The sequence below is a fragment of the Megasphaera sp. genome (genome assembly GCF_047831605.1).
Taxonomy (GTDB): domain Bacteria; phylum Bacillota; class Negativicutes; order Veillonellales; family Megasphaeraceae; genus Megasphaera; species Megasphaera intestinihominis.
Window position 1 is genome coordinate 1062964 of the sequence record NZ_CP181255.1, and the last position, 18170, is coordinate 1081133.

Below are 18170 nucleotides of genomic sequence, written 5' to 3' on the forward strand. Positions count from 1 at the left end.
TTTTAGGTCCGTTGTAAAATGAACTTGAACAGTTAATCAAAAAACAAAAATCCATAGTGACGCTTCATGTTAAAATGGTTCTGCGAGAAATCATCAACAAAGGAGCAATCACTATGGATCACAACCATTCTAACATAATCGAGGACGTACGTACACCCGGCCGCCATCTTTCTTTGGAAGAACGGGGTATGATTCAGGCTCTGCATCGTCAGGGGCTTTCCCTTCGCGCCATCGCTGCTGAGGTAGGTTGCGCCCACACGACCGTTTTATACGAGCTTCGGCGTGGAACGCCGGAACGAAAAGGCAATCGTGGTCGTGCCCCACAGTACACAGCCAAGCGTGGTCAGAAAGCTTACACAGAGCATCGCAAGAATTCCAGGAAGCCTTGTAAAATCGATCATGACGACTGCGAGCTGTTCATCCAATGGATGGTAGAACAAGTCCGCCAAAAACGCTGGTCACTGGATGCCTGTGTTGGCTATGCCAAACGGAACCAGCTGTTCGCGCCGGAGCAAATCCCCTGTACCAAGACGCTCTACAACATGCTATGGGCTAACAAGCTTCCGCTGACACTCTTCGAAGTACCGCGTGCTTTAAGACACAAGCGTCACCGCAAATGGGTGCGCCAGAACAAGCGCATAAAAGGCCGCTGCATTGATGAACGGCCTGCCATCGTCAATGACGGTACGGAGATTGGCCACTGGGAAGTGGATACGGTAGTCGGTCAGCGCGCAGGCCGTGAGGCGGTAATCTTTACCGCTGTGGAAAAGGTCACGCGTAACTACATTGCTATCCGCATCCCAGGACGTACCAGTTCCGGCGTTGAAGCAGCCCTTGCACAGCTGCAGGATTTCTATGGTATAGAACGCTTCAGCCAGATTTTTAAGACGATGACGGCAGACAATGGTCCTGAGTTTGAGACCTTGTCGAAGTTCGAGAGCCTTGGCACCAAGATTTATTTTACGCATCCGTACAGCTCATGGGAACGACCTCAGAACGAACGTCACAATGGCTTGTTAAGAGATTTTATCCCCAAGGGCATGTCCATGGAGCGATTCTCTGAGGCGGATATCCTGCACATAGCAGATGTGCTGAATCAGCGTCCACGCCGTGTTTTGGGCTACCATACGCCGGCGGAGCTATTCGATGCATTTCTCGATGAAGTCTATGCTATTGACAGCGTGTCTTGATTAGGTGTGTTCAATTTCAACTTGCAATTTACGATGAAATATTTTATGTACATGTTTTCGTAAATATATAACAAATCTCATGAAAAAGCCCCCATTTGTCTATACTTATAGTATCAAAACAAATGAGGGCTTGCAAGTTTTACTCGATGACCTCAATGACTGCCCGGTACGGCTTCCATGAGCGTTTCGGCCTGAGCCTTCGCTTTTTCTTTGGCTTCATGAGCATCCATGTGGCGGGCAAAGATGCCGGCCAGGATAGAACCCGTTACCTGATGGATAGCCGCTCCGACGGCTGCCGGAATGGCGACGGCCGGGGCAAAGAAGACCGATACCAGCGAAATGGCCAGGGCGTCGTTCTGCATGCCGACTTCCAACGTGACCGAGTGCTGCTGTTTCTTGCCCAAGCCCAGCTTGCCTGTAACGAAATAGCCGATGAGGAAACCACCGAGATTGTGCAGGAGGACCATGAGAATGATAAAGATGCCCATGTCCAGGATTTTAGCCCCATTGATGGCAATAACGCCGCCGACGATGACCAGGACACCAAAAGCGGATACGAGGACCAGTACCTTCGACAGGGAGGTAATATGCTTTTCCCCCATCAGGCGGTGCGTCAACAAGCCGAGGACCAGGGGAACCAGGATGACTTTCATGACCGTCATGGCCATAGCCATAAAGGAAACTTCGACCCACTGGCCGGCCAGGCCCCAGACGATGAAAGGCATCATAATGGGCGCCAACAACGTCGAACAAGTCGTAATGGAAACGGACAAGGGGACATCCGCCTTGGCCAGGAACCCCATGACGTTCGACGCCGTCCCACTGGGACAAGAACCGAGAAGGATCATGCCGACGGCGATTTCCGGCGGCATTTCAAAAGCCAGGACCAGGGCATACGCCAGCAGCGGCATAATCGTATAATGAGCCGTACAGCCGATGAGGACTTCCTTCGGCCGCTGGACGATCAATTTGAAATCCCGGGCATGGAGCGTCATACCCATACCGAACATGATGACGCCTAACAAGAGGACCGTATGAGGAACCGCCCAGAGAAAGGCATTGGGCATGAAATACGCCCAGATGACGACGAGAAAGACGATATACGTCAAATTTTTCCCAACAAAACCGCTCAACTTTCCAATGAAATCCATCATAGTCACGCACATCCTTTCTAAAATAAGACCTGACAAATACAAATACGCAAACGGTTTTGATGGAGCAAAAAAAAACTTTGCCTCTAAAAAGAGACAAAGTATTCACTCTGCGGTACCACTCTCATTGTCGTAATGACCACTTTTCCAGCATCTCCGGGACAGCCCATGTAATGCCTGGCAAGGTAACGGTTGCCTGCCGGCTGCGTCTACTAGCGAAATACGTTCGGGCAGCAGCTCCTGGACGACTTCACGCCGGGATTCCATCCTGCCTCTCAGCCGCCAGCAGGTCTCTGTCATGGTTTCCCAAACATTACTATTTCCATTCAACACTGTTCTGTATTTGTTGAGGTCTATTATACCGTGTCACTCCCGTGAAGTCAATAAGCTTTTAAGTTAGTTGTACGTTTTACCGTCAAAAATTTACATATGTCATGGTCATCTTTTCTATATTTTATAGTTGAAATTTGAATTTGAATTATATATAATAGAAAGAGAAAATTCTGCTAATCTGCATACCGTCCTAAGAAAGAAGGAATATCCATGCTCTCCGCTTCCCTGCAAGCCCATAAGAAACAGCTCTTCATTTTCATCATCCTCCTGGCCGCTGCCGCCGGGGCCTGGTGCTACTGGCAGCAGCCTAAAGCAGCGCCGCTTACGCTCCATGGCAATGTCGATGTCCGTCAGGTTTCGCTCACATTCAATGCCAGTGAACGCATCGCCTCGATGAATGTCGAAGAAGGCGACCGTGTCCACCAAGGGCAGGTCCTGGCGACGCTCAATACGACGCCCCTGAAATTGACGATTGCCCGCTGCCAGGCGCAAATCGCCCAGCAGGAAGCCGTCGTCGCTAAGATGAACAACGGCTCGCGGCCCGAAGAAATTGCCGAAGCTGCGGCTTCTGTTCAATCGGCTCAGGCCGAAGCGGATAATGCCGCCGCCGATTATCAGCGCATGAGTACGCTCTATGCCGGCGACGCCATCAGCAAGCAGACCTTGGATGCAGCGGAAGCCAAGGCCAAATCGACAGCGGCTACCCTGGCCCATGCTCAGTCGGCCCACGACCTGGCCAGCAACGGCTATCGCCAGGAAGACATCGACGCCGCACAGGCACAGCTCCAGTCTCTGCAGAACGAGCTGCAGACCGCCCAGTATAACCTGAGCCAGGCCACTCTCGTCGCCCCGCAGGACGGCGTCATCCGCTCGCGCCTCGTCGAACCGGGCGACATGGCCTCACCGTCGACACCGGTCTATACGCTCAGCCTGGATACGACCAAGTGGATCCGGGCCTACATTTCGGAAGATAAACTGGGAAAAATCCACGAAGGCCAGTCGGCAACGGTCACTATCGACAGCGTCGACACGCCCTTGACGGGCCAGGTCGGTTACATTTCCGACACGGCAGAGTTTACGCCGAAATCCGTGGAAACCGATGACCTCAGGACATCCCTCGTCTATGAAGTCCGGATTTACGTCACCGACCCCGACAACGTCCTGCGCCTGGGCATGCCGGCGACAGTCACCTTCTGAGGCAGAAAGGAAGGATTCCCATGACGAACTGTCAGCCTGCATCGACCTCCCCAGCCCTCGAGGCCCAGGGGATCGTAAAACAATTCATCCGCCCTGGTCAGTCCAGTCCGGTCACGGCTTTATCAGGGGTTTCACTGACCGTCCGCACCGGGAGTCTGACGGCTATCATCGGCCCTGACGGGGCTGGCAAGACGACTTTCATGCGCCTCGTCTGCGGCCTGTTGAAAAGCGATGCCGGCAGCCTGTCGGTCCTGGGTATGGACGTGGCCAGCCATCCTCAGGCCGTCCAGGACCATATCGGTTATATGCCCCAGAAGTTCGGTCTCTATGAAGACCTGTCGGTCCAGGAAAACCTGGACCTCTACGCCAACCTCCACGCGGTCCCTCAAGCCGTGCGCCAGGAGCGCTTCCAGAAACTGCTCGACCTGACCGGTCTGAGCCCGTTCACGAAGCGCATGGCCGGCAAGCTCTCTGGCGGTATGAAGCAGAAATTGGGGCTGGCCTGCACCCTCGTTTCCATGCCGCCGCTGCTGCTCCTCGACGAGCCGACAGTCGGCGTCGACCCCCTATCGCGGCGGGAACTGTGGCAAATCCTCGACACCCTGTCGGCGTCGGGGTCCCTGACCGTCCTGGTCGCAACGGCCTACCTGGAAGAAGCCGAACACTGCCACGACGTATACATCCTGCATAAAGGGCATATCCTGGCCCAGGGCGCACCGGACACGCTCTGCCACTATGCCCAGGGCCGCTGTTATGTCGTCAGGCCGCCGGAAAATGTCCCACCGCGGCTCATACAGGCTGCCCTCATCGACGAAACGGAAGCCGTAGCCGATGCCGTTCCCGAAGGCGGGGCCGTCCGTTTCAGTCTGACGCCCCAGGCCAGCCTGGAGGACCTCGCCCTGCCCGGCCTGACAGTAACGGCCGTCCCGGCCAGACTGGAAGATAGTTTCATGGGCCTCCTGCGCCAGCAGGAACCGTCCCTTCCCTCCCACTACAGCCGCCCCGATATGACTGCTGCCAAAAGAGTAGAAACAGGACGGAAAATCATCGAAGTCCGGGACATTGTCCGCCGCTTCGGCGATTTCATCGCCGTCAATCATACGTCGTTCAGCGTCTACGAAGGGGAAATCTTCGGCCTCCTCGGCCCGAACGGAGCCGGGAAATCGACGACGTTCCGCATGCTCTGCGGCCTGCTTCCCGTATCGTCCGGCCAGATTTCCGTAGCCGGCGTCAACCTGCGAACCGCCCGAGCCCAGGCCAGGGCCCATATCGGCTACGTAGCGCAAAAATTCTCCCTCTACACGACGCTGTCCGTCGAAGAGAACCTCCGCTTCTTCGGCAGTGCCTACGGCCTGCGCGGCCGCCGGCTGGACCAGCGCATCGAAGCGGTCATCGAAGAATTCGATTTGTCCGGCTTCCGCCATATGCCGGCCGGCAGCCTTCCTGGCGGCTACAAACAACGCCTGTCCATGGCAGCGGCCCTGCTCCACGAACCACCTATCCTCTTTCTCGACGAACCGACAAGCGGCATCGACCCGCTGGCCCGCCGTCTCTTCTGGCGGCAGATCACGGACCTGTCGGCCAAGGGAACGACGATCATCGTCACGACACATTTCATGGAAGAAGCCGAATACTGCGACCGCATCATGATACAGGACCGGGGGCAGCTCATCGCCATCGGCACGCCGTCGGCCATCCGGAAACAGGGCGGTAATAGTCCGACTATGAATGACGCCTTCATCCATATCGTCGAGTCCGGCCGCCATCATCAGGAGGTATCGTCATGAACCTGCATCGTTTTCTCGCCTTATGTCATAAAGAATTCTGTCAGATGCTGCGCGACCCCAGCAGCTTCCTCATCGGCATCGTCATCCCTCTCATGCTCATCATCCTCATGGGATCCGGCCTATCCCTCGATGTCAAGGACCTGCCCGTCGCCGTCGCCCTGGAAGACAGCTCGCCGACGGCCCGCAGCACCCTTCACTTCCTCGACGGCTCGCCATATTTCTCACCGCACTACGTATCTTCCATAAGTGAGGCCGCCGCCCTGATGGATGCCCGCCAGGCCGATGCCATCATCGTCATCCCGCCGGATTTCACGGACCGCCTGGAACAAGGCCATGCGACGGTGCAGGTCCTCTTGTATGGCATCGATGCGACGACGGCCAATGCGGCCAATACCTATATTTCCAGCGGCTTCCAGGCCTGGCAGGCCGCTTGGGCCAAAAGCCACGGCGCAGCGTCCCGGACGGGTACGATTACACTGGTGTCGCGGCAATGGTTCAACGACGCCAATACGAGTTCATGGATGTTCATCCCCGGACTCATCGTCATCGTCATGACCCTGGTCGGCGTCTTCCTGACCTCCCTGGTCATGGCCCGGGAATGGGAACGGGGCACACTGGAATCCCTCTTCGTCACACCCGTCCGGCCGCTGGAAATCATTGCCGCCAAAATGATACCCTATTTCTGCATCGCCCTGGTCGGCCTTGTTCTCTGCCTCGTCGCCGCTTATTACGGCTACGGCGTGCCCATGCACGGGTCTCTGGCCTTGATTCTTCTATCATCTATTGAATACATCTTCGTCGCCATCGGCATGGGCCTCACCATTTCGTCGCTGACCAAGAACCAGTTCCTGGCCTGCCAGATGGCCCTGGTCGTCAGCCTGCTCCCGACGATCATGCTCAGTGGTTTCCTCTTTGACCTGCGTAGCGTACCGACAGCCATTGCCGTCATCGGCCACGTCCTGCCAGCGACGTATTATATGGAATTGATGAAATCCTTGTTCCTGGCCGGCACGACGGGGCCCCTGGTCATCAAGGACTGTGCCATCCTCGGCGCTTATGCCGTATTCTTCGTTTTCCTGTCCCTGCGCGTCACCAAAAAGGGGGTTGCCTGATGGACACATTCCGACTGACTTTTTATAAAATCTACCAGCTCATCGTCAAAGAACTGCTGACGACCTTGAAAGACCCGAAGAGCCGTGTCATCCTGGTCATCCCCGTCCTCGTCCAAGGACTCCTATTTGGGTATACGGCGACGTATAACCTCGACAATGTACCGTATGCCCTCGTCGATGAAGACCACAGCCGGGAATCGGCCGATTTCATCGCCCATCTCGATGGGACCGGCATCTTCCAGCGCGTCCAGACCTTGTCGTCGACACAGCAGATCGCCCAGGCCATCGACAGCGGCGAGGCCATGATCGTCATTACCATCCCATCGGACTTTGCCCGCCGACTGAACAGCGGCCAGGAAGCGCCGATCCAGACGGTCACCGACGGACGCAATCCCATGACAGCCGGCCTGGCGGCCAGTTATGCTGCCTCTATCGTCTCAGCCATGAATGTCCAGCGAAGCGGCCATCAGCCACTCATCGAAATCCGTTCGCGCATCTGGTATAACCCCAATAACATTACACGCCGCATGTTCCTGCCATCGCTCATCCCCATGCTGGCCTTGACACAGGTCCTCATCCTGGCCGGCCTCTCCGTCGCCAGGGAACGGGAAAATGGCACCTTCGACCAGCTTCTGGTCACGCCGCTGACGCCGCCAGAAATCCTCATCGGCAAAGCCGTGCCGCCTATCCTCATCGGCCTCGTCCAGGCGACGCTCATGTTGTGCATCGCCGTGTTTTGGTTTAAAATACAATTAGTCGGTTCCCTGGCCGCTCTCTACCTTACGATTTTCATTTTCCTCGTAAGTTGTGTCGGCCTGGGCCTGTCGATTTCAGCCGTAGCCAAGAACATGCAGCAAGTCATGGTATACTGTTTCTTATTCCTCATGCCCATGATACTCCTGTCAGGACTGGCGACACCAGTCCGCAACATGCCGCAGGTCCTGCAGTACGTGACCTATATCAATCCCATGCGCTTTGCCATCGAAGCCATACGCCGCATCTACCTGGAAGGCGCCGGTATCCCTGTAATTGCCTATACTTATCTGCCCATGCTGGCCGTTGCCGCCGTCACCCTGCCCCTGGCTGCCTGGCTGTTTCGCCATAAATTATCATAGAAAGAGGGATTGCTATGCCTCATAAAGCGCCTGTGACGTCGAGCCGCGAAGACGGCCGGGAAACAAAAGCACGCATCATCGAAGCTGCAGGCCCGCTCTTTGCCCAACACGGCTACGACGGTACGACAAGTAAGGAAATCTGCCAAAAAGCTGGTGTCAATATGGCGGCTGTCAACTATCACTTCGGCAGCCGCGACGGCCTGTACGTCGCCGTCCTCGAAGAAGTCCAGGATTACCTGGTCAATGTGGACGTACTCAAAAAACTGGCGCAGCAAGAAGGCTCGCCGCGCCAGAAATTAGAACGTTTTGTCGATTATTTTATAGAAGATGCCTTTCGCCGCAACGACTGGCACGTCCGCGTCTGGATCCAGGAACTCCTGCACCCGTCGCCGTACATTCAGAATATCATTTCCCAAAAGGGCCTGCCCAAATTCTACGTATCCTCAGGCGTCCTGCAGCAGGCCTTGGGCTATGACACGGCGGATATCGGATTTTACAGTGCCTACCTCAGCCTCATCGCGCCGTTCACCCTGGCCTTCCTGGCCCAGAACAGCCCGGTCATCAAGGCTCTGCCCGTCCACTATCCAAAGGAAGAATTCATCCAGCACTTAAAGAAAAACTTCTTCAAGACTCTCGATGCCTTGACGGTTCCCAAAACGTAGTGCCTGGCTGATTTACGGGAGTACAGACCGGACCCGATTCTGGAGCTCCGGCACGACGTCGGCCTCGAACCAGGGATTCTTGGCCTGCCAGCGGAAGTTGAGCGGACTGGGATGAACGATGGGGAAATAGTCCGGCAAGTAAGCCTGATAATTCCGCACAGTCTCCGTCAGGTTGCGTTCCGTCCGGCCTTTCAAATAATAGTCGATGGCGTACTTGCCGACGAGGATGGTCAGTGCCAGGTCCGGCATGAGTTGCAGAATTTCACGATGATATTCCTGGGCGATGAACCGTCTCGGCGGTTTGTCGCCCGTTTTGGCTTTGCCCGGATAGTAGAAATCCATAGGCATAATGGAAATGGCCGGCGAATAGAAAGTCTGGCTGTCAATGCCCATCCAGGCCATCAGCTTTTCACCGGACTTGTCATGGAAAGGAATCCCCGATTCTTCGACCTTCTTGCCCGGAGCCTGACCGATGATCAAGATTCTCGCTTTCTCGTGGATCTGAAAAATAGGACCGATGCCGCGGGCCGTATACGACGCGTTCCGTTCGTCCGTTTTTAATTGATCAATGATCTCCTGCAAATGCATAAAAACGCCTCCTAAATGGTAAAGAGCCTGCCATGATACACGAATAAGCTGTGGTCGAACATCACCACGGGCCTCCCTGGCCGGGACGGCCCCTACGTAGGCGGCAGATAGCCGCGTTATTTTTCATCGCCTGTATGCGATGCCGTAGGGGACGCCTGTCTAAGGCGTCCCGCCGTGAATCCTGTAAATGATTGGAATATATGACAAGTGGCACATTGTCGTAATACCATCATCAGACGATTAAATGATAATAAATAATAGGTATGAATAGGGCTGGCAGGAAGTCGGCTACTTTCAGCTTCGTCAACTGGAACATGTTGAGGGCAATACCCAGGATCATGACACTGCCGACGGCATTCAATTCCCGGATGACATCGGGCGTCATGAGGGGCATGATGAAGGTCGCCAACAGATAGAAAAAGCCCTGATAGATGAAGAGGACGATGCCGACGGGAACGACGCCCAAGCCGTAAAGGGTCCCAAAAATGAAAGAAGACGTAAAGTCCAGGGCGCTCTTGAAATAGAGAAGGTCATGACTCCCCAGGGCCGCCTGGATAGGGCCGAGGATGGCCATGGCGCCGATGACCTGCATGATGGATAAGGTGACGAAGCCCCGGACGAACCGCGAATCATCGCCGTGGCCCATGCGTTTCTTGAGGAATTCGCCGAAGCGGTTCATGCCATCTTCGATGCCGATAGCCGTCCCGACGAGGGTACCGATAATCATGCTAGCCAATACGAGGAGCAGATTCTGGCTCTGGACGGCTCCTTGTATGCCCATGATGGCGACGCACAGAGAAATGACACCAAAAATGGCCTTGGTAAAGCGCTCCGGTATGCCGCGCTTCAAAAGAAATCCCAGCAATGCCCCTAATGACGACGTCACGGCATTGACGATGACAGCGAACATGTACTTTCCCCCTGACAAGTGAATTTGTATCCATTATAGCAGAAAAAAGGCGCTGTCGCACGAAGACAGCGCCTTTTTTTAGCAGTTAGCAGCTAGCCGTTAGCAGTTAGTGGATGGCTTTGAATTTAAAGGCTTTCTATGTAAACTACAAACTCCATACTATAAACTATAAAGAGAATGGGAGCGCACATGATGGCAGAAGCCTTCGTGCGATAGTCTCTTTTAGCAGTTAGTGGATGGAATCGAATTTAATGGGCTGCTGTGGGCGATACGCTGGCAGCGGCTTTCTGGTCGGTTTCGTAGTTGGAGTCGAAGCGTTTGTTCAGGTAGTTGACGTAGAGATAGGCCAAGACGGCACCGGAGATGTTGTGCCATGCACTGAAGACGGCACCGGGGACGCCGGCCATGGGCAGGGATGCAAAGTGTGCTTTGGCCAGGCCCGTTGCTAAGCCGGAATTCTGCATGCCGACTTCGATGGACAAGGCGACCATTTTCTTCCAGCTCATGCCGCAGAGATGGCCGATAAAGAATCCCAGGGCATAGCCCAGGCAGTTGTGCAGGATGACGACCAGCAGGATGATGCCCGAACTGTTGAGGATAGCATCGCGGCTGGCTCCGATGATGCCGGCGATGAGGAAGGAAATAGCCAGGGCCGAAACAGCCGGCAGGTAATCCGCAGCCGTATCAGCCAGCTTCGGCAGGAAGCTCTTGACGATGAGGCCCAGAGCGATGGGGACGATGACGATCTGCAGGATCGATAAGAACATGCCGACCGGGTCAAAGGAGATGCGCTGACCGATGATGAGATACGTCAAAAGCGGCGTCATGATCGGCGAAATTAACGTCGATACACTGGTCATCGTGACCGACAGGGGTACGTCGCCTTTGCTCATGAAGGTGATGACATTAGACGATGTACCGCCCGGGCAGGTCCCGACGAGGACGACGCCAACCGTCAGGGCCGGGTCGAGCTGGAAAATCGTCGAAAGGACGTAGGCCAGGAAAGGCATGACGAAATACTGGGCGCAGGCGCCAAAAAAGACATCTTTCGGCCGCTTGAGGACCAGGGCGAAATCGTGGACGCTCATGGTCATGCCCATGCCGAACATGATGACGCCGAGGAGGACGGAGAGAACGGAAATGCCGCCCACCTTGCCGAGGACCCAAGAAAAGCTCGTCGGCAGGGTCATGCCGATGATGAGGAAGATGACGGCGATGACGCCGAAATATTTACCGATAAGGGCACAGACTTTTTTCATGATGAATACCTCTTTTTAAAACAATATGTTTATAAGTCCAAAAAAAAGGAACCTCCTGCCCCGATGGGGATTCTCCGCCATTCCGAAGAGGCCCGGCCAGGGCAAGAGGCTCGTTGAAAGACTAATTATTTCATGACAGCGCCGGTATTGGCAGACGTGACGAGTTTCGCATAGCGGGACAAGTAACCGGTCTTGACCTTCGGTTCCGGCTGCTTCCATTCAGCTTTGCGTTTTGCCAATTCTTCATCGCTGACTTCCAGTTCCAATTTACGGTTGGGAATGTCGATGGAAATAGTGTCTCCGTCGTGGACCAGGGCCAGGGGGCCGCCTTCCATAGCTTCCGGCGAGATGTGGCCGATGCAGGCGCCGCGGCTGGCACCGCTGAAGCGGCCGTCAGTCAGGAGGGCGACTTTCAGGCCCATGCCGGTGATGACAGCTGTCGGGTTGAGCATTTCACGCATGCCCGGACCGCCTTTCGGGCCTTCGTAGCGGATGACGACGACGTGGCCTTCTTTGATTTCACCGCCGATGATAGCGGCAATAGCAGCTTCTTCCGAGTCATAGCATTTGGCCGTACCTTTATAGACCAGGAGGTCCGGTTCGACGGCACTTTCCTTGATGACCGAGCCGAGAGGCGCCAGGTTGCCTTTGAGGACGGCAATGCCGCCTTTATGCATATAGGCGTTTTCTACGGAATGGATGACGTCGTGGTTGAGGATCTTCGCATCTTTGATGCGGTCGCCGACCGTGCCGGTAATGGTCTTGGCGTCGGTGTGGATGAGGCCCAATTTGGAGACCTCTTTCATGACAGCGCAGATGCCGCCGGCTTCATCGAGGTCCTGCATATGATACGTGCCGCCAGGGCTCATCTTGCAGATATAGGCTGCTTTACGGCTGATTTCGTCGAATTCATCGAGCGAGAGGTCGACGCCGGCTTCGTGGGCGATGGCCGGTAAATGGAGGGCCGTGTTGGTCGAACCACCGATAGCCATGTCGACGGCAATGGCGTTTTCAAAGGCTTCCAGGGTCATGATGTCGCGCGGCTTGATATCTTTGCGGACCAAATCCATGACGACCTGGCCGGCTTTCTTAGCCAACATGCGGCGCAGGCCCGTATAGGCAGCGGGAATGGTGCCGTTGCCGGGAAGGCCCATGCCGAGGACTTCGGTCATGCAGTTCATGGTGTTGGCTGTGAACAAGCCGGAACAGGAACCGCAGCCCGGGCAGGCCTGGAATTCCATCTGGTGCATTTCTTCCGGTGTCATCTGGCCCGATTCGACTTTGCCAGCGGCTTCAAACATGGTGCTGACGCTGATGTTCTTGCCGTTGTGACGGCCGGCGAGCATGGGGCCGCCGCTGACGACGACTGTCGGGATGTTGAGGCGGCCGGCAGCCATGAGCATAGCCGGGACGATTTTATCGCAGTTCGGGATGAGTACCAGGCCATCAAAGGCATGAGCTGTCGCTACGGCTTCAATGGAGTCACAGATCAGTTCACGGCTGGACAAGGAAAAGCTCATGCCGCGATGACCCATGGCGATACCGTCGCAGACGCCGATGGACGGGAATTCAATCGGTGTACCGCCGGCAGCGGCAACGCCGAGCTTGACTGCTTCGGCAATATCGCGCAAATGGATATGGCCGGGAATGATTTCATTGAAGGCATTACAGATACCGATCAACGGTTTCTGCAAATCTTCATCGCTATAGCCCATAGCATGGAATAACGTACGATGGGCGGTTCGGGTAACGCCCTTTTTAACAACATCACTGCGCATGGTATTCATCCTTTCTCTACATATCCTTGACGGCCATTTCGCCGCGGGACAGGGAAATCTGCCCGGTCCGGGCGATTTCAATAATATCATAATCTTTCAGCATTTCCAAAAGAGCCTCGATATGGTCTTCCCGGCCTGTCAGGCGCAGGACCAGGGAACGGCGCTGGACGTCGACGATCTTGGCGTTGAAGAGCTGGGCGATATTGGTCAGTTCTTCGCGGGTCTGCGGCGTCGGGCTCTGGACTTTGATCATCGCCAGTTCATAGCTGATGAACGGCGCATCGTCGAGGTTGACGACTTTGATGACGTCGATGAGCTTGGCCAGCTGGTTGACGGCCTGGTCGAGTTCCCAGCGGTTTTCAACGGAAACGACGATGTTGATACGCGTTACGTCAGCTTCTTCCGTATAACCGGCATTGATACATTCAATATTAATGGCTCTGCGGCTGATCAGGCCGGCGACGTGCGTCAGGACGCCCGGTTTATTGTCGCAGAGAATAGCGAGATGTTGTCTCATCATTTCCCTTCACCTCCCAATACCATCTGGTCCAGGCGCTTGCCGCCGGGAACCATGGGATAGACATTTTCATCAGCCGGGATGAAGACGTCGAGCAGTGCCGGCCCTTCCGTCTTGAACAGGGCTTCTACGGCTTTAGCCAGGTCTTCCGGCTTATGGACGGCCGTCCCGGGAACCCCCATGGACGCGGATACGGCTGTCAAATCGGGGTTATCCCCAATCAGCGATTCAGCGCAGTGGCCGTTGTAGAACAAGCGCTGCCACTGGTTGACCATGCCCAGGACGTTGTTGTGGAGGACGATGGTCTTGACATCGACGCCATATTTATGAAGAGTGGCGAATTCCTGGCAGTTCATCATGATACTGCCGTCGCCAGTGAATAAGACGACTTTCGACTTGGGACAGCCCAGCTTGGCACCGAGGGCAGCCGGCAGGCCATAGCCCATAGTACCCAGACCGCCAGAGGTAACGAAGCGGCGGGGCTTATTCAAATCGAAGAACTGAGCTGCCCACATCTGGTGCTGGCCGACGTCGGTAACGACGATGGTGTCGTCGTCGGTCCACTTCTGGACCTCTTCAAAGAGCTTCTGCGGCGAAACGGCATCGGGAAGGTCCCGCGTGGCAAAGGGATGAGCGGCCTTCATATCGAGGACGAAAGTCCGCCATTCACCATAGCGGTCCGCCAGATGCGTTTCATGAGCTGCCAGCTTTTCGTCGAGGAGCGGCAGGGACCAGCGGAGGTCGCCGTTGACGCTGATGTCGGCGTGGACGATTTTATTGATTTCTACTTTATCGATATCGAAGTGGACGATCTGCGCGTTCGGCGCGAAATTTTCGACGTCGCCAGTGACGCGGTCATCGAATCGGGCGCCGATGGCGACCAGGAGGTCGCATTTCGTAACGGCCATATTGGCAGCGTACGAGCCATGCATGCCGACCATGCCCAGGTGGGCGTCATACGTATCGGGGACGCAGCCCTTGCCCATGAGGGTCGTGACGACAGGGACATGCATCTGCTGGACGATGTGCTTCAAGCGGTCCGACATGTTGGAAAGGACGACGCCGCCACCGGTGAGGATGACCGGGCGCTTTGCCTTTTCAATGGCTTCGACGGCGTGGTCGACATCGGCTTCATTGCCGACGTGATGGCCCTGGTAGCCGCGCAGATGGACTTCTTCGGGATATTCAAATTCAAAAGGTGTATCGAATACATCCTTGGCAATATCGACAAGGACCGGCCCGGGCCGGCCTGTGGTTGCGATGTAAAAGGCTTCTTTCAAGACCCGGGGCAATTCCTTGACGTTCTTCACTAAATAGTTGTGTTTCGTAATCGGCGTGGTAATACCGGAGATATCAGCTTCCTGGAAGGAATCGCGCCCGATAAGGGGCGTTGCTACCTGGCCGCTGATGACGACGAGGGGAATGGAATCCATGTTGGCCGTGGCAATGCCTGTAACCATGTTGCAGACGCCAGGACCGGACGTAGCAAAGCAGACACCGGGCTTGCCCGTAGCGCGGGCATAGCCGTCAGCGGCGTGGACAGCTCCCTGTTCGTGGCCTGTCAGGACATGGGGAAATTTGGCTTTATATAATTCATCATATAATGTCAGGACAGCCCCGCCGGGATAGCCGAAGACGACTTGTACCTGTTCACGTTTCAAGCATTCGATCACTGCTTGTGCTCCGGTCATTTTCATCTCATTCACCTCATCATAAAACATGACTCATACTTACAAAGAAGCTATTCTTCAATCAACCTGCTTCTTGGGTTTGATGTCTGAAGTTTGATGTTAAAAGTTATTTCCAACTTCAAACTCCAAACATCCAACTTCAAACTATGTCTTAGTCGTTCTGGTCGTTGTTGTGGAGCCACGGCATCATGGCACGGAGTTTTTCACCGACCTGTTCGAGCGGATGTTCCGCATGCTGACGGCGCATAGCCAGGAAGTGAGCGCGGCCGCCGGCTTTGTTTTCGAGGAGCCAATCTTTGGCGAAGGCACCGGACTGGATGTCGTTGAGGACTTCTTTCATGGCTTTCTTCGATTCCTGGGTTACGACACGCGGGCCAGCCGTGTAATCGCCGTATTCAGCGGTATCACTGATGGATTTACGCATCTTAGCCATGCCGCCTTCGTACATGAGGTCGACGATCAACTTCATTTCATGGAAGGTTTCAAAGTAAGCGATTTCCGGCTGATAACCAGCTTCGCAAAGGGTTTCAAAACCGTTGGTGATGAGCTGGCAGATGCCGCCGCAGAGGACTGCCTGTTCACCAAAGAGGTCTGTTTCTGTTTCTTCCTGGAAAGTCGTCTGGATGACGCCGGCACGCGTGCCGCCGATGCCGCGGGCATAAGCCAAAGCGAGGTCGAAGCATTTGCCGGAAGCATCCTGTTCGACAGCGAATACGTCGGGGACGCCGCCGCCTTCTACGAATGTACGACGGACGAGATGGCCCGGGCCTTTCGGAGCGACCATGAATACGTCGACATCAGCCGGCGGGACGATCTGTTTGAAGTGAACGTTGAAGCCGTGTGCAAAGGCGAGGGCACTGCCGGATTTCAAGTTCGGAGCGATTTCCGTTGCATATACGTCAGCCTGTTTTTCGTCCGGAATGAGGACCATCGTGACGTCAGCATCTTTGACAGCTTCAGCAACGGTCTTGACTTCGAGGCCGGCTGCTTTAGCTTTTTCAACCGATTTGCTGCCTTCATACAAGCCGACGACGACGTCGACGCCGCTGTCCTTGAGGTTCAATGCATGAGCATGACCCTGGCTGCCATAACCGATGACGGCAACTTTTTTGCCTTTCATAACGTCCCAATTTACGTCCTGATCATAAAATACTTTTGCCATAATAACATCTCTCCTTGTGAGTATAAAATAATTTATTCTCGTTGGGATTTAGAGATTCGTCGAAAGAGGCCAACAAAAAAACTCCGCCCCTCACTGAGGGACGGAGTACTATTCCGCGATACCACCCTGATTCCCGGCGCATTACTGCAGCCAGGCTCTCTACAACGTACCAACATACGCGTTTCCTATAACGTGGAAAAATCGTCAGTGCTTAATCTTGCTTCAGCACTTCTCTTCGGGGATGATTTTCAATCGCCATTCATTACCGGCTCGCACCAGCCGCCGGTTCTCTGGGAATGTCCGGACGAACTACTCTTTCCCGTCATCAGATTTCACTATATGCTTTTGCGAGCCTTTATCGTTGTGGCCCGTTTGAAAAGCTTGAACACATTCTACAAAATGCCGTGCTGTTTGTCAATGCTTTTTTGGAATTTTTCCGAAAAAAGTTTGGTTAAACGTTTACTTGCCTAAGATTCTTAAGCCTTGCGATTGCCCAGATACCATTTCACAAACTGCTGAGCAATGCGGCCATTGCGGCCGGAATGTTCCATTTCCCAGCGGACGCCTTCGACACGAAGCTCTTCCGGGTCCAGGGTAATGCCGGCTTTTTTCAGCTCATGGGCGATGATCTGCAAGTATTCATCCTGCGTCGGCGCCGAGTAATGGAGGATGAGGCCGAAGCGGTCCGACAGGGAAATCGACTCGTTCGTGCTGTCATCGCGGTAGACTTCGTCCAGTTCGTCGTTGCGGTCGTGCCACGTTTCCTTCAAGAGGTGGCGACGGTTCGATGTTGCATAAATAAGCACGTTTTTCGGCTGTGGCGTGACGCCGCCGTCGATGGCCGACTTGAGGTATTTATACTCTTTTTCATTTTCATCGAAGGACAAATCATCCAAGAAGAGGATGAACTTCTTGCTGCCGATGTCGCCGAGTTTTTCCATGAGCTGCTGCAGATTGTGGAGCTGGCCGCGCTGGACCTGGATGAGGCGCAGGCCCTGTTCATGGTAGCGGCAGACCAGGGCTTTGACGGCCGTCGACTTGCCCGTCCCGCGGGAACCCGTCAAGAGGACGTTATTGGCCGCCCGGTCCGCCAGAAAGGCCGTCGTATTGGCCAGGAGCTTTTCTTTCTGAGCCGCATAGCCGATGAGGTCATCCCAGGCAAGATGGGGGAAATTCTCGATGCCTACGAGGTCCCCGTCTTCACCGATGCGGAAGGCCATGAACTGTGCCAGTTTGCCCCGGCCGTATACTGCATAATGATGCAGTAAGACTTTCGTCGCTTCTTCTGGCGTCGACGCTGCCATGAGGGCCGTTTCCAGGGTCTGGACATAGCCGTAAACTTTGGGGACAGCCGGTTCGTAGTTGTCGAGGAAATCGACGCCGAGGAAGTCGGAAGCGGCCTTTTGCAGATACGGCCAGAGCAGAGTCATATCCAAGAGCAGGGCCTTGGTCATGCCCGTGCCGGCCTTGCCCGACCGTTCAATGGCTTCGGCAGCGACCGTATCGCCTTCCCCCAAGAGATAGAGGAAATACTGGCGCAGGATATTGCCGCTGAGGCCCAGCTGTTCCGCCCGTTCCAAGAGGACCGCTGCCGCTTCATGCTTGCCAAAGGGATTATCCCCCTGTTCCTGGACGGCCAGCAGGGCCTTGATGACGGGATCCTGTAAAAAATTGCGGCATACGACGAGGCCGCGCAGACTTTTATTTTCCATGTAGAA

15 protein-coding genes and 2 other annotated features are annotated in these 18170 nt (G+C 55.0%); of the genes, 6 read left to right on the forward strand and 9 right to left on the reverse strand.

Annotation, left to right across the window (positions count from 1 at the left end):
* Positions 1-74 precede the first annotated feature (74 nt).
* Positions 75-1190 carry an IS30 family transposase gene (locus tag ACFWUB_RS05115; protein ID WP_416184242.1) on the forward strand — a complete coding sequence of 372 codons (1116 nt, stop codon included), beginning with the start codon at positions 75-77 and terminating at the stop codon, positions 1188-1190.
* A gap of 152 nt (positions 1191-1342) precedes the next feature.
* On the opposite strand, the gene ACFWUB_RS05120 is transcribed toward ACFWUB_RS05115, so the two are convergent.
* Entirely contained in the window at positions 1343-2344 is a 1002-nt protein-coding gene (locus tag ACFWUB_RS05120) for a bile acid:sodium symporter family protein (RefSeq protein ID WP_292299411.1), read from the reverse strand.
* Positions 2345-2430: 86 nt separating this feature from the next.
* Positions 2431-2680: a binding site (T-box leader), on the reverse strand.
* A gap of 204 nt (positions 2681-2884) precedes the next feature.
* Between ACFWUB_RS05120 and ACFWUB_RS05125 the strand changes: the two genes are divergently transcribed.
* The 5 genes from ACFWUB_RS05125 to ACFWUB_RS05145 are packed head-to-tail and all read left to right on the forward strand — an operon-like array spanning position 2885 to position 8547.
* Positions 2885-3871 carry an HlyD family efflux transporter periplasmic adaptor subunit gene (locus tag ACFWUB_RS05125; RefSeq protein ID WP_020310601.1) on the forward strand — a complete coding sequence of 329 codons (987 nt, stop codon included), beginning with the start codon at positions 2885-2887 and terminating at the stop codon, positions 3869-3871.
* A 20-nt stretch (positions 3872-3891) separates the two neighbouring features.
* Positions 3892-5658 carry an ATP-binding cassette domain-containing protein gene (locus ACFWUB_RS05130; RefSeq protein WP_302754593.1) on the forward strand — a complete coding sequence of 589 codons (1767 nt, stop codon included), beginning with the start codon at positions 3892-3894 and terminating at the stop codon, positions 5656-5658.
* Positions 5655-6770 (forward strand): ABC transporter permease, encoded by a 1116-nt coding sequence (locus ACFWUB_RS05135; protein WP_020310603.1) that lies wholly within the window; start codon positions 5655-5657, stop codon positions 6768-6770. Before ACFWUB_RS05130 ends, ACFWUB_RS05135 begins: the two co-directional genes overlap by 4 nt.
* The gene (locus ACFWUB_RS05140) at positions 6770-7885 is read left to right on the forward strand and encodes an ABC transporter permease (RefSeq protein ID WP_298589955.1); all 1116 of its coding nucleotides are present in this window, start codon (positions 6770-6772) and stop codon (positions 7883-7885) included. The genes ACFWUB_RS05135 and ACFWUB_RS05140 overlap by 1 nt, the downstream gene beginning before the upstream one ends.
* Before the next feature lie 14 nt (positions 7886-7899).
* A complete protein-coding gene (locus ACFWUB_RS05145) occupies positions 7900-8547 on the forward strand; it encodes a TetR/AcrR family transcriptional regulator (RefSeq protein WP_020310604.1) in 648 nt (215 codons plus the stop codon).
* A gap of 12 nt (positions 8548-8559) precedes the next feature.
* On the opposite strand, the gene ACFWUB_RS05150 is transcribed toward ACFWUB_RS05145, so the two are convergent.
* The 8 genes from ACFWUB_RS05150 to ACFWUB_RS05185 all read right to left on the reverse strand — a co-directional run bounded on the left by ACFWUB_RS05150 (position 8560) and on the right by ACFWUB_RS05185 (position 18164).
* Entirely contained in the window at positions 8560-9135 is a 576-nt protein-coding gene (locus ACFWUB_RS05150) for a uracil-DNA glycosylase family protein (protein ID WP_020310605.1), read from the reverse strand.
* A 232-nt stretch (positions 9136-9367) separates the two neighbouring features.
* The gene (locus ACFWUB_RS05155) at positions 9368-10045 is read right to left on the reverse strand and encodes a DUF554 domain-containing protein (RefSeq protein WP_020723685.1); all 678 of its coding nucleotides are present in this window, start codon (positions 10043-10045) and stop codon (positions 9368-9370) included.
* Between the two features lie 248 nt (positions 10046-10293).
* On the reverse strand, positions 10294-11304 hold the full coding sequence (locus ACFWUB_RS05160) for a bile acid:sodium symporter family protein (RefSeq protein ID WP_020310608.1): 1011 nt from the start codon (positions 11302-11304) through the stop codon (positions 10294-10296).
* A gap of 125 nt (positions 11305-11429) precedes the next feature.
* Complete coding sequence (ilvD, locus tag ACFWUB_RS05165) at positions 11430-13082, reverse strand: dihydroxy-acid dehydratase (RefSeq protein WP_020310609.1); 1653 nt, start codon at positions 13080-13082, stop codon at positions 11430-11432.
* Between the two features lie 16 nt (positions 13083-13098).
* Positions 13099-13602, reverse strand: a complete 504-nt coding sequence (gene ilvN, locus ACFWUB_RS05170) for an acetolactate synthase small subunit (RefSeq protein WP_020310610.1) — start codon at positions 13600-13602, stop codon at positions 13099-13101.
* Positions 13599-15296, reverse strand: a complete 1698-nt coding sequence (gene ilvB, locus ACFWUB_RS05175) for a biosynthetic-type acetolactate synthase large subunit (RefSeq protein WP_020310611.1) — start codon at positions 15294-15296, stop codon at positions 13599-13601. Before ilvB ends, ilvN begins: the two co-directional genes overlap by 4 nt.
* A gap of 145 nt (positions 15297-15441) precedes the next feature.
* A complete protein-coding gene (gene ilvC / locus ACFWUB_RS05180; protein ID WP_020310612.1) occupies positions 15442-16452 on the reverse strand; it encodes a ketol-acid reductoisomerase in 1011 nt (336 codons plus the stop codon).
* Positions 16453-16545: 93 nt separating this feature from the next.
* Positions 16546-16787, reverse strand: a binding site (T-box leader).
* A gap of 141 nt (positions 16788-16928) precedes the next feature.
* Positions 16929-18164: an ATP-binding protein gene (locus ACFWUB_RS05185; RefSeq protein WP_302511804.1), complete on the reverse strand. Its 1236-nt coding sequence runs from the start codon at positions 18162-18164 to the stop codon at positions 16929-16931.
* Positions 18165-18170 lie beyond the last annotated feature (6 nt).